Here is a 24105-nt window from a genome sequence, read left to right as displayed (position 1 = left end):
CCCGGTCCATGCGGCACGGTCCGGGGACACGGTCCACAGTGGGGCGTACCGTCACTCCTCGACGGTGTCGGCATGCCGGTGGGCCACCTTCCATTCCCCTGATTCCCGTCGATAGACCTGGGTGGCCCGCAGCGTGAAGGTGCGCGGCTGGCCGTCCACGGATGCCGAGATGTGCTCCAGGCCTGCGGCATAGGCCATGCCATCCGCCACGCGCCCAGGATGCTGACGGGCTCGTTGCGGGACCAGATCGCCCGGCGCGGCCCTGCGTTGCCGTTGTGGAGGGACCGTTCCGCCTCGTACAAGGCGGAGTTGACCCATGCAGGAAATTCATCGCTGCTGCCCATACTCCAGTATGCCGCCGAGGCCGGCGTTTTTCTGGGCAGCGCCTACTACTACTTCGCGTCCAAGCACGAGCTGGTCCTGGAGCCCTGCCGCGAATCCGTCGCGGAGCAGCGGAGCATGGCGCACGAAGCCCTCCCCGGCACGGCGGGGCTTGCGGACCGGCTCCGGGCTGCCATGCACGCCGGACTCGACGCGCTGGCTCCCCCGCTCCGAAGACCAGCGCCGCACGCGCACCCTGGTCGACGGTGCGGCACCGCTGATCGGCAGGCTCGTCTCCCTGTCCAGGCTGCCGGTGGTCAAAAGCCGGTGGGTGCGGCCCGCCACATTGCAGGATGCCGGATTCACCTGGCGGCATCCGGACCTGGACGGCGCGTTGGCCGGCAGTCCTGGCGGCGTGGCCGCTGCGCCGGCTGCGCCGGCTGCGCAGCCATCGGGCGTGCCGCTGTCTTACCCATGGTCGCCCGGCGGAACGGAAGGCCCCCGATGCCGCCCGTAAAAGGTCCCGCAGCCTCAGGGTGAAAGTACGGCGGCGCGGCCCAGTCATGGAGAGTCGTAAATGTGTCGACAATGCCCTGTCGACCCGTTGGATGCCTGTTCCCGTGGAGTCGGTTCCGCCTGCGTTCGGCGCATCTCGTCGCGTGTTTCCTGGGCCGCGCGGATGTCGGCCATGCCTTCTGCCAGTTCGATCAGCGGGTTCACATCGTCTGCTCCAATGCCCCCGGCAGCGCGGCGGCCCCGGCGAGACAAAAGGCGCTTTCGATCCGCAGCCCCGAAAGCCCGCCGTCGGATAGGCTCGGCCCATGAGCAACGAAGCCTCCATCACTGTCACCACGCGCACCATCGAGCTGGCCGAACTGGGCCCGGAATCGCCGCTGCCCGCGGTGCAGCCGCTGCTGGAGCCGCCCTACGCCGTGGACGGCGGCATTCCCGCGGAAATTGTCGAGGGTGCCCGCTGGGGCAAGGCGAAAAACATTTTCCCCTACACCCTGCAGGACGCCTACACGCGCGAAACGAACGCAACGGAACTGACCGCTGTCGTACTTGAAAACGTGCACCTGAAGGCGACCTTCCTGCCGCAGCTGGGCGGGCGGCTGTGGCAGCTGAGCGACAAGGACACAGGCAAGGAACTGCTGCACACCGGGGACCGGATCCAGTTCGCCAACCTGGCGCTGCGCAACGCGTGGTTTGCGGGCGGGATCGAGTGGAACATCGGCACGCGCGGGCACTCGCCCACCACCTGCTCGCCGCTGCACACCGCCATTGTGCACACGCCGGACGGGCAGCCCGTGCTGCGCATGTGGGAGTTTGACCGCCTGCGCGAGGTGGTGTTCCAAATTGACGCGTGGCTGCCGGCCGGTTCCAAGGTGCTGTTCACGGCGGTGCGTATTCGCAACCCCAATGACCGCGCGGTGCCCATGTACTGGTGGAGCAACGCGGCCATTCCGCAGACCCCGGAAACCCGCGTCATCGCCCCCGCGGCCCGCGCCTATGCCACCGGCTACGACGGCGCCATGACCGTGGTGGCGCCCACCGACTTCCACGGAATCGACGCCACCTGGCCCGCCTGCAACACCCAGGCGGCGGACTTCTTCTTCGACCTCGCGCCGGACCAGCGCCGCTGGGAGGTCGCCATGGATCGCGAGGGGGACGGGCTTGCGCTGGTCTCCTCGCCCCGGCTGCGTGGCAGGAAACTGTTCGTCTGGGGCGAGAGCGCGGGCGGCCACCGGTGGCAGGAATGGCTGACGCCCACTGTTTCCGGAGAGCCGCGGCGGTACGCGGAGATCCAGTCCGGCTTGGCGCAGACGCAGTTTGAGCACGTTTCCATGCCGGCCGCGGCGTCGTGGCAGTGGGTGGAGGCCCATGGCAATGCCGGCCTGGACCCCGCCGTGGCGGGCGGTGCCTGGGAGGCCGCCATTGGGCATGCGGGGGAGCGGGTGGACGCGCTGGTTTCCGCCGCTGCCGTGGATGCCGCGCTCGCCGATGCCTGCCGCTGGGCGGACCTGGCGCCGTCGGAATTCGTGGTGGCCGGCAGCGGCTGGGGCGCCCTGGAGCGGGCCCGCCGGCGCGCGTCCGGCGTGGACTGGATTGACGAGTCCGGCACGCCGTTTGCCGACGAAACCCTGACCGCCGACCAGGCGCCGTGGCTGGACCTGCTGACGGCGAACGCCGGCATTGTGGAGAAGCCGTTCGAGGCGTCGGTTGCGGAGGAGGCGCGCCAGCCGTTTGGCGGGGCGGGATCGTTTGTCAGGGGCCTGGACTGGGAAGACCTGCTCGCGGCCGCACGCAACGAAAGCGCCGAGGCCGCTTTCCACAACGCCGTCATGGTCCACGCCCGGGCCGACTTCGCCAGTGCCGCCGACATGGCCACCGTGGCCTCCCTGTACCGGCGGGCACTGGGCGGGGATGCCGGGGCGGAACCCGACGCGGCGGTACCCGACGGTGCGGAGCCCGACGGTGCGGAGCCCGACGCCGACGGGGACCGCCCGGACGGAATCGCCGGCGCCCCGCTCGGCGCCCGCAGCCGGGCGCTGGCCCGCCGCGGCCTGGGTCTGGCCCTGATGGCCGCAGGCGACACCGTCGGCGGCCTGCTCCAGCTAAGTGCTGCCTGCCGGGCTGACCCGGGCAACCGGGCCCTGATCCTCGAGGCCGCCACGCTGGCGGTCAACAACGGCAGGCCGCAGCTGGTGTTCGACGTCCTGGGGATGGCCCCGGCATCCGTGCAGGCGCTGGGCCAGGCGGCGTTCCTGCGGGCCCTGGCGCACGCGGAGTTGGGCGATGCCGCCGCGGCGGCGGCCATCCTAAAGACAGGGATGGAGGTCCCGGACCTGCGCGAAGGGGCCAACTCGATCACGGATCTCTGGCGGCGCGTCTGTCCCGGCGAGGACGTGCCCGAGCGGTATCAATTCAGCATGCGCTGAGCGCGATGGGGACCGACGGTGCAGCTCCCGCGACGTGGGCCCGGTCCAGGTCGCGGGAGCTGCACCGTCGATTTCTGGCGGGCCTGGCGCGGGCCCCGGGCCCCACCGCGCCCGCCACTCGGCCACCGGACGGCTGGAACCTCCGCATTGACACCATCCTGTGAGCCGTGTCATAGTCGTTTCATGAACTTGTCAGACAGCTGGACAGCCGGACAGCAGCAGATTGTCCGGGTGAGCGCTGCTGAGGCCGTCTTCACGGCGATCCGGGGCGCCATCGAGGGCGGCCAGCTCGCCGTCGGGTCCAAGCTGAGCTCCGAAACCGCGCTCGCCGCCCAGTACGGCGTCAGCCGCTCCGTGGTCCGCGAGGCCCTGCGCTCCTGCACGGCCCTGGGGCTGACGGAAACGCAGACCGGCAAGGGCACGTTCGTGATCGCCAGCCGCGCGCCGGGGGACCTGGTCCTGGGCCGGTTCTCCGCCCGCAGCCTCATGGAGGCCCGCCCGCACATCGAGGTGCCCGCCGCCGAGCTTGCCGCCACCCGCCGCAGCGAGGAGCAGCTGGAGCAGATGCGCGGCATCATCGCGGCCATGGCCGGGGAGGACGATCCCGAAATCTGGGTCAGCCTGGACGGCAGCTTCCACGCGGCCATCGCCACGGCCAGCGGCAACGGCGTCTTCGAGCGGGTGGTCCACGACATCCGCGACGCCATGGTGAACCAGTCCGAAACCATCAACCTCCTCACCGGCCGGCAGCAGAAGTCCGACGACGAACACCGCCTCATCCTGGACGCCATCGCCCGTGGGGACACCGAGGCGGCCGGCCGCGCCATGGCCGTCCACCTGCGCGCCGTCGACGCCGCCCTGACCCTGATTATTGGAGACACCACCGCATGACAGCCACCCGATTCCCGGCCCACGCGCCCCTCGCCGTGCAGACCCGCGGGGCCATCGTGGAAAGCGTCCACTACGGTTCGCTGGCCGCGGTGACGCCCGACGGCGTGACCCTCCTGTCCCGCGGTGAGCCCGCCGCCCGCATCTACCCGCGCTCGGCCCTGAAGCCGCTCATGGCCGTGGCCATGCTGCGCGCCGGCGTGGTCCTCACCGACCAGCAGCTGGCCCTGGCCGCCGCCAGCCACTCCGGTGCCGGCATCCACCAGGAAACCGCCGCCAAGGTCCTCGCGGACTCCGGGCTGACGGAAGGCAACCTCGCCAACTCCACCGACCTGCCCTACGGCACCGCCGAACGCACGGCCTGGCTCTCCGCCGGCCGGGGCCCCACGCACCTGGCGCAGAATTGTTCCGGCAAGCACGCCGCGCTGCTGGCGACCTGCGTGGCGAACGGCTGGCCCGTGGAAACCTACCTGGACCACAACCACCCGCTGCCCGCGCTGATCCGCGGGACCGTGGCGGAACTGACAGGCGAGGAGCTGACGGACATCAGCACCGACGGCTGCGGCACCGAGGTCTTTGCCCTCTCGCTGACCGGCATGGCGCGGGCGTTCAGCCGGCTCACCACCGCCATGCCGGGCACCCCCGAGCACCGGGTTGCCGGCGCCATGCGCGCCCACCCGGAGCTGGTGGCCGGCGAGGGCCGCGACGTCACCGCGCTCATGCGGGCGGTGCCGGGGCTGCTCGCCAAGGACGGCTTCGAGGGCATCCAGCTCATCGCCCTGTCCGACGGCAGCGCCGTGGCCCTGAAGATATCCGACGGCGGCGACCGGGCGCGCATGCCGGCCGCGGTCCCGGCGCTGCTCGCCCTCGGCGTCGAACCGGCCCTGCTGGAGCCGTTCAACAACCTTCCCGTGCTGGGCGGCGGCCTCCCGGTGGGCACCCTCCACGGCCTCCCGTCCACCGCCTGACGCCCCCACATCCCCGACGCTCGGTTGCAACCGGGGCACCTTTCCCCGACGCTCGGTTGCAACCGGGCCACCTTTCCCCAACGTTTCCCCCTTCCTGCCCGGACTTCCCGAGCGGCGCGGGTGCCCGTCCCGCGCAACCACCCAGCCCGGATACCGCCGCGCCTGCCCCGCAATTCACACCGCCTTCAGCCAAGGAGCACCATGACCGACCTGACCGCCCCACCCCTGGACCCCCTCACCCCGCTCTTCGCAGGCGTCCGGATCGAACACGACCTCATCGGCGATCGGGAGGTGCCGGCGGACGTCTACTGGGGCGTCCACACGCTGCGCGCCGTGGAAAACTTCCCCATCACCGGCCAGCCGCTGTCCACCAACACGCACCTTGTTAACGGGCTCGCCATGGTGAAGCAGGCCGCCGCCCAGGCCAACCACGAGCTGGGCCTGCTCGACGACGGGCGCGCCCACGCGATCATCCAGGCCTGCCAGGAAATCATCGCCGGCGAACTGCACGGGCAGTTCGTGGTGGACGTCATCCAGGGTGGCGCGGGGACGTCGTCGAACATGAACGCCAATGAGGTCATCGCCAACCGCGCCTTGGAAATCCTCGGACACAACAAGGGCGAATACCAGTTCCTCCACCCGAACGACCACGTCAACCTCAGCCAGTCCACGAACGACGTCTACCCGACAGCCGTGAACGTGGCCACGATCTTCGCAGCCAAGTCGCTCGTCAAGGCCATGGAATACCTGGGCGCAGCCTTTAGCGAGAAGGCCGTGGAGTTCCGCACCGTGGTGAAAATGGGGCGCACGCAGCTGCAGGACGCCGTACCCATGACACTGGGGCAGGAATTCAACACCTACGCCGTCACCATGGGGGAGGACCGGGCGAGGCTGGCGGAATCGACCCTGCTGGTCCACGAGATCAACCTTGGCGCAACGGCCATCGGCACCGGGCTCAACGCTCCCAAGCGCTACTCGGAACTGGCCTGCCGCCACTTGGCGGAGATTTCCGGGCTGCCGCTGGTGACCTCTGCGGACTTGATCGAAGCCACCCAGGACGTCGGCGCGTTTGTGCACCTCTCCGGCGTCCTCAAGCGCGTGGCCGTCAAGCTGTCCAAGATCTGCAACGACCTGCGCCTGCTCTCCTCCGGCCCGCGGGCCGGGTTCGGCGAGATCACGCTGCCGGCCGTGCAGGCAGGATCCTCGATCATGCCCGGCAAGATCAACCCGGTGATCCCGGAAGTAGTGAACCAGGTGGCCTACGAGGTCATCGGCAACGACGTCACCATCACCATGGCGGCGGAAGGCGGGCAGCTCCAGCTCAATGCCTTTGAACCGGTCATCGTGCACAGCCTGACCAAGAGCATGCGCCACCTGGAAGCGGCGTGCCGAACCCTGGCGGACAAGTGCATCAGGGGCATCACCGCCCACGAGGACAGGCTGCGGGCCCAGGTGGAGCACTCCATCGGCCTGGTCACCGCACTCAACCCGCGCCTGGGCTATGCGGCGTCGACCAGGATCGCGCTTGAGGCGCTGTCCTCCGGCCGCGGCGTGGCTGAACTGGTCCTGGAGCACAAGCTCCTGACGGCCGAACAACTGGACGAGCTCCTGCGTCCGGAACACCTGGCCAACCTCAACGATTAAGCGCGCGGCCCGCAAAGGCGCGGCCGCACTCACCGATAGGCAAGCGTATGCACAACCGCACCAACACGGACACCTCCGACCTCGTCCAGGACGCCCCGAACGTGGCGCTGACCGCCGAAGACGCCGGTCTCCACAAGGGGCTCAAGTCCCGCCAAATCCAAATGATCGCCATTGGCGGGGCCATCGGCACCGGCCTCTTCATGGGCGCCGGCGGCCGCCTCGCCGGCGCCGGCCCGGCCCTCATGTTCAGCTATGCAATCTGCGGCTTCTTCGCGTTCCTGATCCTGCGGGCCCTGGGCGAGCTGGTCATCCACCGCCCGTCGTCGGGCTCCTTTGTCTCCTACGCCCGCGAATTCTTCGGCGAAAAGGCGGCATTTGTCTCCGGCTGGCTGTACTGGCTCAACTGGGCCATGACCGCCATCGTGGACATCACAGCGATCGCCCTGTACATGCATTTCTTCGCCAAGTACGTGCCGTGGATCGGCGCCGTGCCCCAGTGGGTGTGGGCGCTGGCGGCCCTGTTGCTGGTCCTGGGCCTGAACCTGGTCTCGGTGAAGGTGTTTGGCGAGATGGAGTTCTGGTTCGCGCTGATCAAGGTGGTGGCCCTGGTCGGCTTCCTGATCATCGGCAGCTACTTCGTCATCTTCGGCACGCCGATCGAGGGCCAGCAGATTGGCTTCAGCCTCATTGCGGACCACGGCGGGTTCTTCCCCAACGGGCTCCTTCCCGTGGTGGTGGTCATGCAGGGCGTGGTGTTCGCGTACGCCTCGATCGAGCTCATCGGCACGGCCGCCGGCGAAACGCAGAACCCTGAAAAGGTCATGCCGAAGGCCATCAACACCGTCATCATCCGCATCGCCGTGTTCTACGTGGGCTCGCTGGTGCTGCTGTCGCTGCTCCTGCCGTACACCGCCTACAAGGCCGGGGAAAGCCCGTTCGTGACGTTCTTCGGTTCCATCGGCGTCCAGGGCATGGACTCCATCATGAACCTGGTGGTGCTCACGGCGGCCATGTCCTCGCTGAATGCGGGCCTGTACTCCACCGGCCGCATCCTGCGCTCCATGTCCCTGGCCGGCTCCGCGCCGAAGTTCGCCGCCAAGCTGAACAAGCGCGGCGTCCCCTACGGCGGCATTGCCCTGACAGCGACTGTTGCCGGGCTGGGCGTGATCCTCAACGCCGTTGTTCCGGCCTCCGCGTTTGAAATTGTGCTGAACATGGCGGCACTGGGCATCATCGCCTCGTGGGGCATGATCGTGCTCTGCCAGCTGGCCCTGTTCCGGCTGTCGAAGAAGGGCCTGGCCATCCGCCCGGCCTTCCGCATGATCGGGGCGCCCTGGACCGGCTACCTGACGCTGGCGTTCCTGCTGGCCGTCATTGTCCTCATGGCGTTCGACAACCCCGTGGGCACCTGGACAGTGGCCTCGATCGTGGTCATTGTCCCGGCCCTGATGATCGGCTGGTACGCCTCCCGCGGCCGCATCAAGGAGATCGCCGCCGGCCGCGACGGCTTCACCGGCGCCCACCCGGTCATCGCCCACCACAGCCACGCGACCCTCGCCGCTGATGCCTCGGACGCCGCCGACGCCGCCCGGGGCCCGCGCGCCCGGGTTGGAGGCAGCGGCGAGGACTGATCTTGGCGCACCAGCGAACGCCGGGACCGGCCTTCGGGAATAACAGCCGTGCACCACGGGTTGACCCCATTAGATGCAAACGCATGAACAATGTGCCAGCAAAAAGGAGTCACCATGCAGCGCACAATAATTGTTGTCTCGGCCGGTCTCGGCGTCCCGTCGTCCACGCGCATGCTCGCGGACCAGCTGGCGGCCGCCGTCAGGACACACCTGGGTGAGCTGGGCGCGGAAGCCGTGCTCGACGTCGCCGAGCTTCGCGACGTTGCCGTGGACATTGCCAACAACATGGTCACCGGCTACGCGGGCCCAGCCCTGGCCGGCCTCATCGACCGCGTGTCCCGGGCCGACGCCATGATCGCGGTCACCCCCACCTTCAGCGCGTCCTACAGCGGCCTGTTCAAGTCCTTCTTCGACGTGCTCGACCCCAAGTTCCTGGACGGCATGCCCGTGCTGTTCGGCGCCACGGGCGGGTCGCCGCGGCACTCGCTGGTGCTGGAGATGGCCATCCGCCCCCTGTTCAGCTACCTGCGCGCCCGCACCATGCCCACCGCCGTCTACGCCTCGCCGGAAGACTGGGGCCGGTCCGGAACCGACGCACTGGATCACCGCATCGGCCAGGCCGCCGGCGAACTTGCCGCCGTGCTGGCCCCTTCCCCAAGCACGACGCCGGCCCCCGGGGACACGGCTGCCCGCGGTTTTTCCCCGGACCACAAGGCGAAGCGGCACGAGCGCGCCACCTCCCAGATGACGTCCCTGCCGTTCGAGCAGCTGCTGGCCCAGACCCAGGCCCGCTAGGCAGGTCCGGGGCCCGGCGGCTCCGGCGGCCAACCCTGCCGGGACCCCGATCTCGGCAAGCCCAGTCACGGGCCTAGAAGATCGGCTGGACGGGCCGGGTGGTCAGCGGCGGCGGGTCCAGCTGGTCCAGGATGACGGTGAGCGCCACGCGGTAGACGTCCGGATGGATTTCGGGGCTGGCATGGCCGGTGTCGGGGATGTCGTATTCAAAGTGCGGGTTCTTCGGGAACAGGGCCTCCCAGCCCACAATGGCCAGGCGGGCGTTGACGATGAAGTCCTTGGGGTCGTACAGCAGGCCGATCCCGGTGCTGCTGGGAATGCCGCCGTCGTACTGGGTCGGGAACGCCTGCAGGAACGTGGCCTGGGTGGTCTTCAGGATGAGGGAGTCGCTGGCCTGGTTAAAGGAACGGCCGATGCCGGCGCGCGCCGCCTCGTACATGCCCTGGCCGTTCGGGTTGGCCAGCCCGCTCCACACCCCGGCGGCCAGCCGCCCCACCAGCCCCAGGTAGGGGACAACCTTGCCGGCGAGGGAGATGTATTCCTTGCTGGGGTCCAGGACGTCGCGCACGCTGCTGGGGCTTGACCCCATCACGATGACGCGGACGTGGATGCCGATTTCCTCCAGCAGCCCCGCCAACACGGTGGCCGCCATCCCGCCAAAGCTGTCGCCGTAAAAATAGACGGTGTCGATCCGGCGTTCGAAGGTGTCGCGCTGGATGGCGATGAACAACTGGGCGATGTCGATCCCGCCGTTGGCATAGCCGATGTACGACGCCGGCGCCCGCTGGTTCATGGCCGGCTGCAGGGCCTTCAGCTTGCGGCCGGCGTCCCGGTAGCTCACCCCGAAGCCGGGCAACAGGTACCACGTCTTGCCGGGGAACCTGTTGGCCGCCGTCCTGTTTTTGTCATTGTCCGGCGTGGTGACGCGGAACTGGGAGCGCTCCGTCAACTGGTAGTCGGCGGCAATGTTGGCGTTGAAGGCCGTGGTGGCGGCGGCCGCGGCCATGGTGGCCAGAAACCAGCGCCGCGGCGTGTCGGGGACCTGGCGGATGTGGCGGTGCCGCTCCGGGGACTTGTGCGCCGGGTGCACGGCGCCGCCGTCGGGGAGCTGTTCGGGGAGGGGGTTGCTGGCTGCCATGGTCAATCAGCTTCATTCTTCCACGGCCCGCCGCACTGCCGGTGCGGGAGGTACGACGCCGTTCCCCGGCTCACGCTTCGATCGAGGCCACCAGCGCGGCAATGTGCGCGTCGCGGGCCGCCCTGGTTTCGGGCCGGCCGGGGATTCCGGGACGCTGCTGCCAGGGCAGGGGCCCCTCGGCGCGGCGGTACTCCACCCCGACGGCGTCCAGCCGCGGCAGGTGCTCCCGCAGCCGCGCGGTGAAATCCTCCAGCTCGCCGGATGCCTGGCTCCACAGGGCCTCGGCCATGGCGCACAGCCGCGGGAACGCCATGTAGTCCAGGCCGCGGGGCGAGTCGATGTGCTCGGTCCACAGGTTGGCTTGGCCGCCGAGGATGTGTTTGGCCTGTTCCGGGGTCAGGGATGCCGGGGCCGGGTCAAATGCGTAGACGTCCGCCACGGTCAGGGGGATGGAGACGGGGATCGGTTCGGTGGGCAGTTCGGACTGGCGGTAGTCGAGGTAGGCCCGGTCGTCGGGGCAGCAGACCACGTCGTGGCCGCGCCTGGCCGCTGCCACGGCCCCGGCCATGCCGCGCCACGAGGCCACCGTGGCCGTGGGGGAGAGCTCGCCCTCGAGCACCTCGTCCCAGCCCAGGATGCGCCGGCCCCGGACGGAGACGTGCCGGTCGAGCTGGCCGATGAACCAGTTTTGGAGATCGTCCACGCGGGCCAGGCCCAGTTCACGGGCGCGCTCGCGGGACCGGGGGTCCGCCTGCCACTGGCCCTTGGGGCATTCGTCGCCGCCCACGCCAATGTAGGCCGACGGAAACACGTCCATGACCTCGTCAAGGACGTTGCGGAAGAATTCCACCGTGGCGTCCTCGGCGTTGAGCACGTGGTGGTTGATTCCCCAGCGGGTGCGGACTTCCAGGGGCTGGCCGGTCACGCCGAGCTCGGGGTAGGCGGCGAGGGCGGCCTGGACGTGGCCGGGCGTTTCGATCTCCGGCACCACCGTGATGAACCGCGCGGCCGCGTAGGAGGTGATTTCGCGCAGGTCATCCTGGGTGTAGTGGCCGCCGTGCGGGCGCCCGTCAGCCGGGGCGTCGGGTCCGGCGCCCACCTGGGACTCGCGCCGCCAGGAGCCCACCTCCACCAGCCGCGGATACCGCAGGATCTCCACGCGCCAGCCCTGGTCGTCGGTCAGGTGCAGGTGCAGGGTGTTGAGCTTGTGCATGGCCATCAGGTCGATGAAACGCAGCAGTTCGTGCTTGGGCAGGAAGTGCCGCACCACGTCCAGCATGGCGCCGCGCCACCCAAAGCGGGGCGAATCCTCGACGGTGCAGGTGGGCACGGTCCAGCGCACAGTGGAGACCGGCGCGCGGCGGAACACTGCGGCGGGCAGCAGTTGCAGCAGGGACTGGCAGCCGTAAAACACGCCCGCCGGGCCGCCACCGCTGATGTGCACACCGTCCGCCGAGGCTTCCAGCCGGTACGCCTCCGGTGCCAGCCCGTGGTCAAGGGAGAGGGCGATGTCCGCGGGTCCGGCGTCGAACATCACCAGGAAGCCGGTGGCGGGGCGCAGCGCCCCCTGCAGCCAGAGCGCCACGGCCTCGAGCCCCGGTTCGGCGGACACCGTGCTGGCGGCGGAGAGCAGGAACTCGCCGGGCGCGCCGGCCGCTTCGAGCGGGCGGGGCAGCAGGGGGACGGCGGTGTGCGGCATGGGAGGGCTCCTCAGGGGCGCGGTGGTGGATGGTCGGCCATGGACAGGAGTATTCCACATGGCTGTTCTGCTTCGGCGGCCCCCGCCCGGGCGTGAAGGGTGGGGGCAGGGTTGGGACCCTGGCGGGCGGGGGGAAGGTACCGTTAAGGTGTCCGCCCGCCCCGAAGATCCTATAGGAACCAACCATGATCAAGCCTTCCCGTGGACCACGTCCCGTCAGCCGCCAGGTCCTGGCCGACCACGTCTACGAGGAGATTCTCGAATCGCTGATGGACGGCCGGCTTGAGCCCGGCACGCCTGTCAGCATCGACGGCACGGCCCGGGACCTGGACGTCTCTCCGACACCGGTTCGAGAGGCGCTGGCCCGGCTGGAACACACCGGCCTGGTGGTGCGCGTTGCCCTGAAGGGCTACCGGGTGGCCCCCGTGTTCTCGCGCGAGGACTTTGCCAACCTGATGGATGCGCGCCTGGCCATCGAGCCCGTCACGACGCAGCTGGCGTGCCGGCGGATGACCCCGGAACTGCTGGGCGAACTGCGGCAGGCAATCACTGACCTCCGGGAAGCTCCGCGGGGGCCGTCATTTGCCGAATTCCGCGACTACCTCGACGCGGACGAGCGCTTCCACCGGCTGATTGCCGAGAACTCCGGGAACCCGTTCATGCTCGCCGCCTACGAGGCCCTCGGCGGGCAGGTCCAGCGGTTCCGGCTTTTCGGTGGGGTGGGCATCACCGACGCCGACCACGCCATCGCCGAGCACCAGGCGGTCTTCAGCGCCATTGAGCAAGCGGACCCCGAGGCTGCGGCGGCCGCCATGACGGAGCACGTGGCCAGGGTGCGCCAGCGGGCCATGCAGGCCGCGCCCGAGGCCTGAAGCCCGGGCCCCGGCAGGGGTTGCCAGGGCCGGCAGGGCCGGGGGATGACGAAACGGAGATTTGAGGCGGATAAGCCAGGATCAAAAGTCCATCCCGGCCTCCGCGGCGGTGAACTTCCGGCGGGACGGCCCGGCGGCCTTGTCAAAAATGTGATGCTTGACATATTCTGTAGCGATAGTAGATCCTATAGGAAAGAGGATCTCAAGCGAGGAGCTTCACCATGGCCTACACAGCCGCCAACTGGCCCATCAGCGCAGCCTTGCTGCAATTCCCGGGCACCAACGCCGCCGGCCGGCACATCAACGACGCCGACGCCTCCGAATGGCTGGAGGTGTTCCGGGAGGTCAGGGATGCCGGCTTCGCCCATGCGGACCTCACCGACAGCTGGGTCCGCCCGGGCGACCTGGATGCCGCCCGGCTCGCGGAATTCAAGGAGGCCGCAGCGGAGGCGGGGACGGGCATCCCCGTCATCTCGGCCATCCGCAGCAGCGTCATTGATGCGAAGAAGTGGGAAGACAACCTGGCCTACAGCCACCGCACGATCGATGCCGCCGCGGAGCTGGGCTGCGAGGTCGTCTCCTTCGGCCTGCACCAGGCCCTGACCGCCGAGCAGCAACAGCAGCTGTGGTTTTGGACGGTCCAGGGGCACACCGATCCGGCGGGCAACACGGAAGCATGGCGGGACGCCGTCGTCCGCCTCCGCGAACTGGGCCGGCATGCCGCCGAGCTCGGCGTCCTCCTGTCCCTGGAAATGTACGAGGACACCTACCTGGGCACGGCCGACTCTTCGGTGAAGCTGGTCCAGGACATCGGGCTGGCCAATGTGGGCCTCAACCCCGACGTCGGAAACCTGGTCCGGCTGCACCGCCCCATCGAGGACTGGCGCGAGGTGCTGGAGAAGACCCTGCCGTACTCCAACTACTGGCACGTGAAGAACTACCTCCGCGACGAGGACGTGGCCCGCAACAGCTACGTTGCCATGCCGGCACCCATGGAAAGCGGCATCATCAACTACCGGGATGCGTTCCGCACGGCCATTTCCGCCGGCTTCCAGGGCATCATCTGCACCGAGCACTACGGCGGCGACGGGCTCAGCGTGACCGCCGGCAACCAGGCCTACCTGCGCAAGCTGGTCCTGCCCAAGCAGGACGGCTACGCGCTCGGCACCAGCCGGGTTGCCCAGGGGCGCCAGCAGCCCGTGGCCGTCCCGGCCCTCTAAACAACCCACTCAACCCCGCAGGGCCCCTGCGGATTCGAAGAGGAACCATGACCCAGATTTTCGACGATCCCGCCGACTTTGCGGACGAGGCCCTTGACGGCTTCACGGCCGCCAACCGGCGGTATGTATCCCGCGTGGACGGCGGCGTGGTCCGCGCAACGGCCAGCCCCCAGGGGCAGGTGGCCGTGGTGGTGGGCGGCGGCTCCGGCCACTACCCGGCTTTCGCCGGGCTGGTGGGCGCGGGCCTGGCCGCGGGCTCGGCCTGCGGCAACATGTTCGCCTCCCCGGCGGCCGGGCAGGTCTACCGGGTGGCCCAGGCGGCCCACAACGGCGGCGGCGTGCTGCTCAGCTACGGCAACTATGCCGGCGACGTCCTGCACTTCGGCCAGGCCCAGGTGCGCCTGAACGCCGAAGGCATCGAAACCCGCACGGTGCTGGTCACCGACGACATCGCCAGCGCCCCGGCAGACCAGCTGGACAAGCGGCGCGGCATTGCCGGGGACTTGACCGTTTTCAAGGTTGCCGGCGCCGCGGCCGAGGAAGGCCTGGACCTGGATGAGGTGGAGCGCCTGGCCGTCCTGGCCAACGCCCGCACCCGCTCCCTCGGTGTCGCCTTTGACGGCTGCACGCTGCCCGGGAGCCCCGCACCGCTGTTCCACGTCCCGGCCGGGCGCATGGCGCTGGGCCTGGGCATCCACGGCGAACCCGGCATTTCCGAACACCCCCTGCCGACGGCGTCCGAGCTCGCCCAGCTGCTGGTGTCCCGGCTGCTGGACGACAGGCCCGAGCACCCCGGGACTCGCGTTGTGCCGATCGTCAACGGCCTGGGCACCGTGAAGTACGAGGAGCTGTTCCTGCTCTTCGGCAAGGTGGAAAAGCTGCTCACCGCCGCCGGCCTGACCGTGGTGGAGCCCGAATGCGGGGAACTTGTCACCAGCCTGGACATGTCCGGACTGTCCCTGACGCTGCTGTGGCTCGATGACGAGCTGGAGCGCCTGTGGGCCGCGCCGGCGGACACTCCTGCCTTCCGGAAGGGGGCCGTGGCCCGCCGGGCCCGCCGTGACGTCAGCGCGGATGCGGCCGCCCCGGCCACGGACAGTGAACGGCCCACGCCCGCTGCCGCCGCGCTGGGCCGGCATGCGCTCTCCGCCATCGCGGCGGTGCGCGACGTCGTCGTCGAACACGAACAGGAACTGGGCAGGCTGGATGCGATTGCCGGGGACGGCGACCACGGCATCGGCATGCGCCGCGGCGTGGAAGCGGCGGTTGCCGCCGCCCAGTCCGCCGCCACGTCCGACGGCGGTGCCTCCGTGCGCCGCATCCTCGCCGCGGCGGGGGAGGCCTGGAGCGAAAAGGCCGGCGGGACCTCCGGCGCCCTGTGGGGCACTGCCGTGATCGCAGCCGGTGCGGCCCTGGGCAACCGGGACCGCTACACGGGACGCGACGCGGCGGCAGCCGTCGAGGCCTTCGCCTCCGCCATCACCACGCTGGGCCAGGCCGGGCCCGGCGACAAGACCATGGTGGACGCGCTGCTGCCGTTCCGGGACGCCTTCCTGACCGAAATTTCCGGCGGCGCGCCGGTGGGCCGGGCCCTGGCGGCGGCCGCGGCCGCGGCCCGGGGCGCCGCGGACCTGACCGCCGGGCTGCGGCCGCTGAAGGGGCGCGCCAGGCCCCTGGCCGAAAGGAGCCTCGGCCACCCGGACCCGGGGGCCGTGTCGTTCGCCCTCATCGCCGAACGCCTCGGCCGCCACCTGGAAGCAGAACCCATGGAACAAGGAGCAAAGGCATGACCGAGAAAAAGGCAGGACTTCGCATCGTGGTGGGCAATGACTCCGCGGGCGTGGAATACAAGAACGCGCTCAAGGCCGTGCTGGAGGGGGACCCCCGCGTTGCCACAGTCATTGACATTGGCGTGGGGGCCGGCGACACCCGGGCCTATCCGCACGTGGCCGTCGACGGGGCGCGCATGGTGGCCGAAGGCGACGCCGACAGGGCGCTGCTGATCTGCGGCACCGGGCTCGGCGTGGCCATCGCGGCGAACAAGGTGCCCGGCATACGTGCCGTCACCGCCCATGACAGCTACTCCGTGGAACGCTCGGTGCTCAGCAACAACGCCCAGGTGCTCACCATGGGCCAGCGCGTCATCGGCTTGGAACTGGCCAAGAAGCTGGTCGGCGAGTGGCTTGCCCACACCTTTGACGAAAACTCCGCCTCGGCCGAAAAAGTCGACGCAATCTGCTCCTACGAACCCGACTACACGAAGGCCTCCTGAACCATGACTGAATCAAGCTCCACCGCCGGCACGCAGAAGAAGTTCGCCGTCGTCGGCTCCGGCTACATGGGCGGCGGGATCGCCCAGGTCCTGGCCCTGGGCGGTGCGCGGGTGGCCCTGGCCGACGTTTCCGCCGAGGTTGCGCAGAAGAATTACGAGCGGCTGCTCACCGAGTCGGACCAGTTCGTGGCCGACGGGCTGTTTCCGGCCGGTTCCACCGAGATCCTGCGGAAGAACCTCTGGGCCGCCGGCACCATCGAGGAGGCCGTGTCCGACGCCTCGTTCATCGAGGAGGCCGTTCCCGAGGTCCTGGCCATCAAGCACCAGACCCTGGCCAGGATCAGCGCGGCGGCCCGCCCCGACGCCGTGATCGGCTCCAACACCTCCACCATTTCCATCGCTGACCTGGCCACCCCGGTGGCGCACCCGGAGCGCTTCCTCGGCGTCCACTTCTCCAACCCCTCCCCGTTCATCCCCGGCGTGGAGGTCATCCCGCACGCGGGAACCTCGGCCGCCACCGTCGGAGCCATCCGCGAGCTGGTCCACTCCTCCGGGAAGCAGACGGCCGTGGTCAAGGACGTCACGGGCTTTGTGCTCAACCGCCTCCAGTACGCCCTGTTTCACGAGGCCGCGCAGTTGGTGGAGCAGGGCATCGCCACGGCCGAGGACATCGACACCCTGGTCCGCACCACGTTTGGCTTCCGGCTGCCGTTCTTCGGCCCGTTTGCCATTGCGGACATGGCCGGGCTGGACGTCTACAACTTCTGCTACCAGTCGCTGCAGACCGGATTCCCGGAGCGCTTTGCCACGCCCAAGATCCTCAGCGACCTGGTCGACGCCGGGAAGCTGGGCACCAAGACGGGCGCCGGCTTCCTCAACGTCCCCGCCGAGCGCACCGCGGAGCTGATCGCCTACCGCAACAAGGCCTACGTTGCGATGCAGCAGCTCCTGGACGACCTCGGTCCCGCACCCATCCACTAATACCTTCCCCCCAGACAAGCCATCACACACCACCAGGAGTCCCCCATGCCCGAAGCCACCCCAGCATTCCCGGCGGAACGCACCGCCATTGTCACCGGCGCCGTCTCCGAACGCGGCATCGGCCGCGCCACGGCCAACTACCTGGCCGAGCGGGGCTGGAGCATCGGCGTCGTCGACCTTGACGACGCCGCCTGCAAGGCCGTCGCCGACGGGCTGACCGCCACCTACGGCGTCAAGGCCCACGGCGTCGGGGCCAATATCGCCGACGAAGCCTCGGTCCGGGCCGCCATCGACGAGATCGAGGCCGCGCTTCCCCAGGTGGTGGCCCTGGCCAACATTGCCGGCGTCAGCTCGCCCGTCGGCTATCTTGACCTGGAGCCGGCCGAATGGGACCGGGTCCTTGGTGTCAACCTCAACGGCGTCCACTACGCCACCCGCCGGGTTGCCGAGTCCATGGTCAAGAACCGGCTGGGCCGCATTGTGAACATCTCCTCCGTCTCGGCACAGCGCGGCGGCGGCACGTTCTCCAAGACGCCCTACTCCGTGGCGAAGGCCGGCGTCATCGGCCTGACCCGTGCCACCGCACGCGAACTGGGCCCGTACGACATCACCGTCAACTGCGTCTCGCCCGGCCCCATCGACACCGACATCATGGGCGGCACGCTGTCCCAGGAGCGCAAGGACGACATGGTCAAGGACCTGGTGGTCAACCGTGTCGGCAACACCCGCGACATCGCCGCAGCCATCCACTACTTCATCGGCGAGGACTCCGGATACGTCTCGGGCCAGACCCTGAACGTGGATGGGGGGCTCTACATGCACTAAAAGGGAGGCTTTTCCTGTGCCCATCTTTGTCGGCACGTCATGTGCAATGCCGGTGGCCGGTCTGCCGGGTAGTTCCTTTAGCACCACCGACGGTGCAATCGGTTTTGAATCTACACACAAGGAAGTGTCATGAGCCAGTCAACGGAAAGCGCCAGGGACATTCAGCGGACCAAGGACCGAAAGAAGGTGAAAAACCTGCGGTACCTTGTGCTTGGATGGCTGCTGGTCGCCGGGCTGCTGAATTACCTGGACCGGTCGGCGGTGTCCATCGGGGCGCCCCAAATGATCAAGGAACTAGGTCTGACCAAGACGGACATCGGCCTCTTGGGGACAGTGTTTTCCTGGACCTACGCATTCTTCCAGCTCCCGGCCGGGTACCTGATCGACAAGTTCGGCCCGAAGAAGATGTACTTCATAGCAGTCGCGCTCTGGAGCGTGGCCAGCTCGCTCATGGCCCTGGGCCAGTCGATGGTCCACTTCGTCGCATTCCGGGTCCTGCTGGGTATCGGTGAGTCCCCGAACTCGCCCAACAGTTCGAAGATCACCACGCAGTGGTTCCCCCGCGGAGAACGCGGCCAGGCCAGCGGCATCTGGGACAGCGGTTCCAAATGGGGATCAGCGGCCGCCCCGCCTCTCCTCACGCTGCTCATGCTGGGGTTCGGCTGGCGTGGCATGTTCATCGTGGTCGGCATCCTGGGCCTGATTGTCGCCATCGCGTTCTACATGTTCTACAAGGCACCCGAGGAAGCCAAGAACCTGTCCGACGAGGAATACCGCTACATCCTGGCCGGCCGCGACGAAACCGACGCTCCCGTCGCCGACATCCCCTGGCTGACGTTCTTCAAGTACCGCCAGACGTGGGGCATGATGCTTGGATTCTTCACCTCGATCTGGATCTGGAACATCTTCATCACGTTCCTGCCGCTCTTCCTGCAGGACACCCTCGGCGTCTCGATTGGCAAGACCGGTTGGGTGGCGGCCATTCCCTACCTCGCGGCGGCAATAGCCGGAATCTACGGCGGGCGCATCACCTTGATGCTGGTCCGCCGCCGGGGGAAGTCGGCCATGGGTTCGAAGAGGCTGGTGCTGATCGTGGCCGCAATCCTCACCGGCGTCCTGCTGGTCATCGTTCCGTTCGTCCACTCGCTCACCTGGGCCATTGCGGTCCTGTGCCTGGCCCTGGGCCTGATCGCCATCATCCAGTCCCAGTCCTGGGCCCTGACCAGCGACATCGTCCCGGACACGCACGCCGCCCGCTTCGGCTCCATCATGAACTTCGGCGGCTATTTTGGCGGCGCGCTTGCCCCGGTGATCACGGGCATCGTCGTCGACAGGACGGGATCCTACACGCCGTCGTTCATCCTGGCCGGCGTCATCGCCGCACTGGGCGCCCTGTTCTTCGGGCTGATGGTCTCCAAGCCCATCGACGTCAAGAAGCCGGCGCTGGCATAGCCGTGGCGCCCGCCCCCTCCACACCCAAGGAGAAGCAACAGTGAGATCCACAGATGGCTACGTTGTCGGGCTGACCCGCGACGGGGCCTACCCGGACGGGTCAACCATCTTCGGTGATGTCGGCCTGGAAAGGTTGGACCAGGCCGGCATCACCTGGCGGCTGATGCCGGAGGTGCCCCATGGACCTGTCAATGCGGAAGCGCTGGCCGGGCTCGACGCAGTGCTGTCGTTCGGACACATGCCATTCAATGCGGAGCTGGTGCGCCAAGCTCCCCGGCTCAAGCATGTGGCGCGCTTCGGCGCCGGCTACGATGGCATTGATCCGCAGGGACTGGCCGCCGAGGGAGTGATTGTCACGACCACGCCCGTCGAGGTCCGCAAGCCACTCGCCCTCAGCGGGCTGACGCTCATCCTCGCTGCCGCCCACCGCCTGGTCGAAAACCACCGGGTGACCGCGAACGGGCTCTGGGAGAGCGGACGCGGCGGGCACAGGGGGCAGGGCATTGATGGGCGGACCGTCGGCATTATCGGCTTTGGGAGCGTCGGCACGCAGCTTGCGGAATACCTGCGGCACCTGGGAGTTGCGGTCATCACCACCGACCGCAACTCCAGCCGGGCCGCCGACCACGGCATCGCGGGCTTTCCACTCCTGGAACTTGCCAGCCGCTCCGACTTCGTTGTGGTGACGGCCGCACTCACTGGCGAGACACGGGGAATGGTGGACGCGGACTTTTTCGCAGCCATGAAGCGCAGCGCCCACTTCGTCAACATTGCCAGGGGCGCCCTGGTGGATCAGGCCGCCCTGACCCGGGCCCTGGTGGACGGCACGATCGCAGGAGCGGCCCTCGACGTGTTCGACCCGGAACCACCGTCCAAGGACGATCCGCTGTTCGCACTCGACAACGTCATCCTCTCGCCGCACGCGCTGTGCTGGACGGCCGACTTCACTCGCGATGTCTCTGCCAGCGTCATCGCGTCCGTGATCCAGGCGTCCCACGGCAACGTCCCCGATGCGGCGTTGAGCCGCGGACTGGTGAACGCTTCCACCTGGCGCGGAGCATCACTGCAACCCGCCGACGCGCAACCCGCCGACGCGCAACACGCGTGACTCGTCGCTCAATCGACCACCTGCCCGGCGGCCACTGCCGCTGACCAAGGAGCAACCCATGGAACCCCAAACCCCCGGCGCCTGGAGCACCGCCCGCAAGCTGTACCTGCTGGTCGGCATCATCGCCTGCGTCGGCGCCGTCCTTCTCATGGCCTACCCGCGCTGACCCGCAACCCCGAATCCCAAGCACTGACCAACGCATCACCTTCGACCACGCACCATCACCTTCAAGGAGGAGTCTGCATGACCAGCCTGACCAGTACCAGTAAGGAGCTGTTGGAATCACCCGCGCTGAAGTCGGCCGTCCACAAGGCCACTTTCCGCCTGATGCCAATGCTTGTCATTCTCTACGTGGTTGCCTTCCTGGACCGCACCAATGTCGGCTTCGCCGAGGCTGCCCTCCAAACCGACAAGGGGGTCTCCGCAGGCGCCTACGCGCTGGGCGCCGGAATCCTCTTCATCGGCTACGCGATCTTCGAAATCCCGAGCAACCTGATGCTCAAGAAGGTGGGCGCCAAGATCTGGCTGGCCCGCATCGGCATCACCTGGGGCATCGTGGCGGCCAGCTTTGCCTTTGTCCAGGGCGAGAATTCCTTCGTTGCCCTGCGTTTCCTGCTCGGCGTCACCGAAGCCGGACTTTTTCCCGGCATCATCATGTACCTGGCCGAGTGGTTCCCGAACAAGCACCGCGTGAAGATGTTCGCCATCTTCTACCTGGCCCAGCCTTTCTCCCAGCTCATCGGCTCGCCGATGTCCGGCGGACTGATCAACCTCGGCGACATGGTGCCGGGCGTGCAGGGCTGGCAGGTCATGTTCTTCATCGAGGGCATGCTCGCCGTCATTGCTGGCGTCGCCGCGTTCTTCCTGCTGATCAACGGCCCGGCGAAGGCCAGGTTCCTCTCCCAGGATGAGAAGGACGCCTTGACGGCGGCCATGGCCCAGGAGGACGCGCTCCGGAAGGAATCCGGTCCGTCCGGCGTCTTCGCTGCGATGGCCAACGGCAAGGTCTGGTACTTCACCGTCATCTACTTCTGCCTGCAGATCGCCGTGTACGGGGTCACCTTCTACCTGCCGCAGCAGGTCGCGCAGCTGACCGGCCAAAAGGTCGGGTTCACCGTTGGGCTGCTGGCCGCCGTGCCGTGGTTCTTCGGCATGTTTGCCTGCTACTTCATCGGCAAGTACGCCTCCACCATCATCCGACGCCGAGTTTTGGGCACCTGGCTGTTCGTCTCCACCGGCCTGTGCATCTTCGGCTCCGCATGGGCAGGCGCCAACGGCCTCCCGGCACTGGGCATCATCTTCATCACCCTGGCCGTGTGCAGCTTCCTGTCCATCGGCCCCATCGCCTGGTCCTACCCGACGGCGTTCCTCACCGGCACCGCCGCTGCCGCAGGCATCGGCCTGATCAACTCCCTGGGAAACCTGGGCGGCTTCGTCGCGCCGATCCTGCGCACCAGCATCAACGAGACGTTCTCCTCCGCATCCGGTGCCATGGGCATCTACGCCCTCGGCGTGCTGCCGTTCGTGGCAGCCCTCATGATGTGGGGCACCCGCCGGTTCAAGAACAAGGCCGACGAACTGCTGGACAGCTGACGGAACGGAACACCCACCACATGCCACGCACTGGATCGAGCACGTATGTAGGCGTCAGCACCAAAATGTACCTGGGGTATCGGGACAGCCTGCGCTGGTTGGAAGAAGTGCGTGCCGAACTGGACGCCCGCCCGGCACTTGCTGCCGGGCGGGTTGTCCCGTTCATCATCCCGTCCTTTCCGGTGTTGCCCGCGGCCGCGGAGATCCTCTCCGGGTCCGCGGCGGTGCTGGGGGCCCAGAACTGCAGCCCGGCGCCCGGCCCCTGGACGGGCGAGATCTCCGCCGCCATGCTCGCCGAGCTCGGCGTGGAGCTGGTGGAGCTCGGCCATGCCGAGCGTCGCCGGCATTTTGGCGAGGACGACGGCGTGGTCGCGGCGAAAGTGGACCAGTCCCGTTCCGCCGGGCTCACCGCGCTGCTGTGCGTGGGGGAGGAGCGCCGCGGCACGCCCTCGGAGGCGGCGGAATACGTGGTTGGCCAGCTGGAGGCGGCCCTGTCAGGCAGATGGGACGGCATGGAACGCACTCTGGTGGCCTACGAGCCCGTCTGGGCCATCGGCGCGGACGAGCCCGCCGACGCGGGCTACGTCACCGCCGTCGTCCGTGACACCAGACGGCGGCTGGAGCGGCACGGCGCGGGGGAGTTGCCGATCATCTACGGCGGTTCGGCGAAGCCGGGCCTGCTGCCGCGGCTGAACGGGGTCTCGGGCCTCTTTTTGGGCCGGTTCGCCCACGAGGCGGCGAACTTCGGCCGCGTCCTGGACGAGGCGCTGGCCCGTCAGTGAGTTGACGCTCCCGGGCAGCCCCTTGGGCGGTTCATGCCGGGCGGCGTCAGCCGGCGTGCCTTCGGGTGGGGGCGACGACCTTGATCACGGCGGAGTCGTCGGAGGCGGCCAGGCCCTGCGCCTGGCCCAGCAGGTAAAGCTGCTCGGCGGCGGCGGCAACGGGGGCGGCCAGGCCGGCGGCACGGGCCGCCTTGCCCACGATCCCCATGTCCTTGACGAAGATGTCCAGGCGGCTGAGGACCTCGGCGCCGCCCGTGGTGTAGGCCTCGAGGATGCGGGGGCCGCGGTTGGAGAGCATGAAAGAGCCGGCCGCCCCGGCCTCGAGGGCTGACAGGGTCTTGGCCTGGTCGAGTCCCAGGGCGTCGGCCAGGGCCAGGGCCTCGGCGGCGGCGGCGATGTGGACGCCGCACAGCAGCTGGTTTACGGTTTTGAGGGCCTGGCCGTCGCCCGGCTTGTCACCCACGATCGAGAGCGTGGAAGCCAGCAGGTCAAGGACGGGGGCCGCCTGTTCCCGCGCGGAAGGGGTTGCCCCCACCACGACCAGCAGGTCTCCCCCGCCGGCGCGGACGGGGCCGCCGGACAGTGGCGCATCCACGAGTTCGACGCCGTATTCAGCCAGCCGTTCCACCGTGGCCGGAATGGCCCCGGTGCCGACCGTGCTGGTGAGGATGACCACCGATCCTTGGTCCAGGACGGGGGCAACGCCGTTTTCCCCGAAGAGCACCTCGGTGAGCTGTTGGCTGTTTCGCACGGCCAACAGGACGGCATCGGCGCCCTTCGCCGCCGCCTGGGCGGTGCTGAAGGTGGTGATTCCGGCTTCCGCGGCCAGCTGTAGCCTGGGCTCGGCGATGTCGAAGCCGTGGACGGTCAGCTGTGACGCCAGGCGCGTCGCCATGGGCAGCCCCATGGCACCGAGTCCCAGGACGGTGACGGTGTATTTGCTGGTCATGGTGGTCTCCTTCAAGGCCGTGGGGTAC

General features: G+C 68.7%; 22 protein-coding genes. 17 read left to right on the top strand and 5 right to left on the bottom strand.

Features of this window, described 5'->3' with window-relative positions; translation table 11 throughout:
• Positions 1-51: 51 nt before the first annotated feature.
• The gene (locus G6034_RS19660; RefSeq protein WP_246295232.1) at positions 52-198 is read right to left on the bottom strand and encodes a nuclear transport factor 2 family protein; all 147 of its coding nucleotides are present in this window, start codon (positions 196-198) and stop codon (positions 52-54) included.
• A 129-nt stretch (positions 199-327) separates the two neighbouring features.
• Entirely contained in the window at positions 328-687 is a 360-nt protein-coding gene (locus tag G6034_RS19655; protein WP_246295231.1) for a hypothetical protein, read from the bottom strand.
• On the opposite strand from G6034_RS19655, the gene G6034_RS20375 reads away from it, so the two are divergent.
• From G6034_RS20375 to G6034_RS02345, 7 genes are all read left to right on the top strand, one after another.
• Entirely contained in the window at positions 635-838 is a 204-nt protein-coding gene (locus G6034_RS20375; RefSeq protein WP_425485449.1) for a DUF1731 domain-containing protein, read from the top strand. The two genes, G6034_RS19655 and G6034_RS20375, sit on opposite strands and share 53 nt — an antisense overlap.
• A 304-nt stretch (positions 839-1142) precedes the next feature.
• A complete protein-coding gene (locus G6034_RS02370; RefSeq protein WP_176633496.1) occupies positions 1143-3260 on the top strand; it encodes a DUF5107 domain-containing protein in 2118 nt (705 codons plus the stop codon).
• Between the two features lie 183 nt (positions 3261-3443).
• Positions 3444-4151, top strand: coding sequence for a FadR/GntR family transcriptional regulator (locus G6034_RS02365; protein WP_176633495.1), 708 nt, complete (start codon positions 3444-3446; stop codon positions 4149-4151).
• Positions 4148-5116: an asparaginase gene (locus G6034_RS02360; RefSeq protein WP_176633494.1), complete on the top strand. Its 969-nt coding sequence runs from the start codon at positions 4148-4150 to the stop codon at positions 5114-5116. Before G6034_RS02365 ends, G6034_RS02360 begins: the two co-directional genes overlap by 4 nt.
• 201 nt (positions 5117-5317) lie before the next feature.
• Complete coding sequence (gene aspA / locus G6034_RS02355; protein WP_176633493.1) at positions 5318-6760, top strand: aspartate ammonia-lyase; 1443 nt, start codon at positions 5318-5320, stop codon at positions 6758-6760.
• A gap of 47 nt (positions 6761-6807) precedes the next feature.
• The gene (locus G6034_RS02350; protein ID WP_176633492.1) at positions 6808-8391 is read left to right on the top strand and encodes an amino acid permease; all 1584 of its coding nucleotides are present in this window, start codon (positions 6808-6810) and stop codon (positions 8389-8391) included.
• Positions 8392-8505: 114 nt separating this feature from the next.
• A complete protein-coding gene (locus G6034_RS02345) occupies positions 8506-9186 on the top strand; it encodes an FMN reductase (protein ID WP_246295230.1) in 681 nt (226 codons plus the stop codon).
• A 73-nt stretch (positions 9187-9259) separates the two neighbouring features.
• Here G6034_RS02345 and G6034_RS02340 read toward each other — a convergent pair whose 3' ends face one another.
• Positions 9260-10330, bottom strand: coding sequence for a hypothetical protein (locus G6034_RS02340; protein WP_218063475.1), 1071 nt, complete (start codon positions 10328-10330; stop codon positions 9260-9262).
• Positions 10331-10394: 64 nt separating this feature from the next.
• A complete protein-coding gene (locus tag G6034_RS02335) occupies positions 10395-12023 on the bottom strand; it encodes a beta-N-acetylhexosaminidase (RefSeq protein ID WP_176633489.1) in 1629 nt (542 codons plus the stop codon).
• A 185-nt stretch (positions 12024-12208) separates the two neighbouring features.
• Between G6034_RS02335 and G6034_RS02330 the strand changes: the two genes are divergently transcribed.
• The 10 genes from G6034_RS02330 to G6034_RS02285 all read left to right on the top strand — a co-directional run bounded on the left by G6034_RS02330 (position 12209) and on the right by G6034_RS02285 (position 23128).
• A complete protein-coding gene (locus G6034_RS02330; RefSeq protein ID WP_176633488.1) occupies positions 12209-12895 on the top strand; it encodes a GntR family transcriptional regulator in 687 nt (228 codons plus the stop codon).
• A 221-nt stretch (positions 12896-13116) separates the two neighbouring features.
• Positions 13117-14115, top strand: coding sequence for a sugar phosphate isomerase/epimerase family protein (locus G6034_RS02325; RefSeq protein ID WP_176633487.1), 999 nt, complete (start codon positions 13117-13119; stop codon positions 14113-14115).
• 47 nt (positions 14116-14162) lie between these two features.
• The gene (locus G6034_RS02320) at positions 14163-15905 is read left to right on the top strand and encodes a dihydroxyacetone kinase family protein (protein ID WP_176633486.1); all 1743 of its coding nucleotides are present in this window, start codon (positions 14163-14165) and stop codon (positions 15903-15905) included.
• Positions 15902-16387, top strand: coding sequence for a ribose-5-phosphate isomerase (locus G6034_RS02315; RefSeq protein WP_176633485.1), 486 nt, complete (start codon positions 15902-15904; stop codon positions 16385-16387). The genes G6034_RS02320 and G6034_RS02315 overlap by 4 nt, the downstream gene beginning before the upstream one ends.
• A 3-nt stretch (positions 16388-16390) precedes the next feature.
• Complete coding sequence (locus G6034_RS02310; RefSeq protein WP_176633484.1) at positions 16391-17368, top strand: 3-hydroxyacyl-CoA dehydrogenase family protein; 978 nt, start codon at positions 16391-16393, stop codon at positions 17366-17368.
• Between the two features lie 45 nt (positions 17369-17413).
• Entirely contained in the window at positions 17414-18193 is a 780-nt protein-coding gene (locus G6034_RS02305) for an SDR family NAD(P)-dependent oxidoreductase (RefSeq protein ID WP_176633483.1), read from the top strand.
• 129 nt (positions 18194-18322) lie between these two features.
• Positions 18323-19645, top strand: a complete 1323-nt coding sequence (locus G6034_RS02300) for an MFS transporter (RefSeq protein ID WP_176633482.1) — start codon at positions 18323-18325, stop codon at positions 19643-19645.
• 40 nt (positions 19646-19685) lie between these two features.
• Entirely contained in the window at positions 19686-20753 is a 1068-nt protein-coding gene (locus G6034_RS02295; RefSeq protein WP_176633481.1) for an NAD(P)-dependent oxidoreductase, read from the top strand.
• A gap of 243 nt (positions 20754-20996) precedes the next feature.
• Complete coding sequence (locus G6034_RS02290; protein ID WP_176633480.1) at positions 20997-22346, top strand: MFS transporter; 1350 nt, start codon at positions 20997-20999, stop codon at positions 22344-22346.
• Positions 22347-22366: 20 nt separating this feature from the next.
• A complete protein-coding gene (locus tag G6034_RS02285) occupies positions 22367-23128 on the top strand; it encodes a triose-phosphate isomerase family protein (RefSeq protein WP_176633479.1) in 762 nt (253 codons plus the stop codon).
• A gap of 46 nt (positions 23129-23174) precedes the next feature.
• Here G6034_RS02285 and G6034_RS02280 read toward each other — a convergent pair whose 3' ends face one another.
• A complete protein-coding gene (locus tag G6034_RS02280) occupies positions 23175-24077 on the bottom strand; it encodes an NAD(P)-dependent oxidoreductase (RefSeq protein ID WP_176633478.1) in 903 nt (300 codons plus the stop codon).
• Positions 24078-24105: the final 28 nt, after the last annotated feature.

It is taken from the genome of Arthrobacter wenxiniae, from assembly GCF_013376105.1.
Taxonomy (GTDB): Bacteria; Actinomycetota; Actinomycetes; order Actinomycetales; family Micrococcaceae; genus Specibacter; species Specibacter wenxiniae.
This window is presented reverse-complemented; position numbering and strand designations above follow the sequence as displayed.

What these genes read in the sequence shown, in the direction of transcription:
- G6034_RS02365 (WP_176633495.1), top strand. Translation starts at nt 3,444, where the DNA reads ATGAACTTGTCAGACAGCTGGACAGCCGGACAGCAGCAGATTGTCCGG.
- G6034_RS02345 (WP_246295230.1), top strand. Translation starts at nt 8,506, where the DNA reads ATGCAGCGCACAATAATTGTTGTCTCGGCCGGTCTCGGCGTCCCGTCG.
- G6034_RS02300 (WP_176633482.1), top strand. Translation starts at nt 18,323, where the DNA reads ATGAGCCAGTCAACGGAAAGCGCCAGGGACATTCAGCGGACCAAGGAC.
- G6034_RS02360 (WP_176633494.1), top strand. Translation starts at nt 4,148, where the DNA reads ATGACAGCCACCCGATTCCCGGCCCACGCGCCCCTCGCCGTGCAGACC.
- G6034_RS02325 (WP_176633487.1), top strand. Translation starts at nt 13,117, where the DNA reads ATGGCCTACACAGCCGCCAACTGGCCCATCAGCGCAGCCTTGCTGCAA.
- aspA (WP_176633493.1), top strand. Translation starts at nt 5,318, where the DNA reads ATGACCGACCTGACCGCCCCACCCCTGGACCCCCTCACCCCGCTCTTC.
- G6034_RS19660 (WP_246295232.1), bottom strand. Translation starts at nt 198, where the DNA reads ATGGCCTATGCCGCAGGCCTGGAGCACATCTCGGCATCCGTGGACGGC.
- G6034_RS02330 (WP_176633488.1), top strand. Translation starts at nt 12,209, where the DNA reads ATGATCAAGCCTTCCCGTGGACCACGTCCCGTCAGCCGCCAGGTCCTG.
- G6034_RS02290 (WP_176633480.1), top strand. Translation starts at nt 20,997, where the DNA reads ATGACCAGCCTGACCAGTACCAGTAAGGAGCTGTTGGAATCACCCGCG.
- G6034_RS02320 (WP_176633486.1), top strand. Translation starts at nt 14,163, where the DNA reads ATGACCCAGATTTTCGACGATCCCGCCGACTTTGCGGACGAGGCCCTT.
- G6034_RS02370 (WP_176633496.1), top strand. Translation starts at nt 1,143, where the DNA reads ATGAGCAACGAAGCCTCCATCACTGTCACCACGCGCACCATCGAGCTG.
- G6034_RS02310 (WP_176633484.1), top strand. Translation starts at nt 16,391, where the DNA reads ATGACTGAATCAAGCTCCACCGCCGGCACGCAGAAGAAGTTCGCCGTC.
- G6034_RS02305 (WP_176633483.1), top strand. Translation starts at nt 17,414, where the DNA reads ATGCCCGAAGCCACCCCAGCATTCCCGGCGGAACGCACCGCCATTGTC.
- G6034_RS02285 (WP_176633479.1), top strand. Translation starts at nt 22,367, where the DNA reads ATGCCACGCACTGGATCGAGCACGTATGTAGGCGTCAGCACCAAAATG.
- G6034_RS02350 (WP_176633492.1), top strand. Translation starts at nt 6,808, where the DNA reads ATGCACAACCGCACCAACACGGACACCTCCGACCTCGTCCAGGACGCC.
- G6034_RS02315 (WP_176633485.1), top strand. Translation starts at nt 15,902, where the DNA reads ATGACCGAGAAAAAGGCAGGACTTCGCATCGTGGTGGGCAATGACTCC.
- G6034_RS02335 (WP_176633489.1), bottom strand. Translation starts at nt 12,023, where the DNA reads ATGCCGCACACCGCCGTCCCCCTGCTGCCCCGCCCGCTCGAAGCGGCC.
- G6034_RS02280 (WP_176633478.1), bottom strand. Translation starts at nt 24,077, where the DNA reads ATGACCAGCAAATACACCGTCACCGTCCTGGGACTCGGTGCCATGGGG.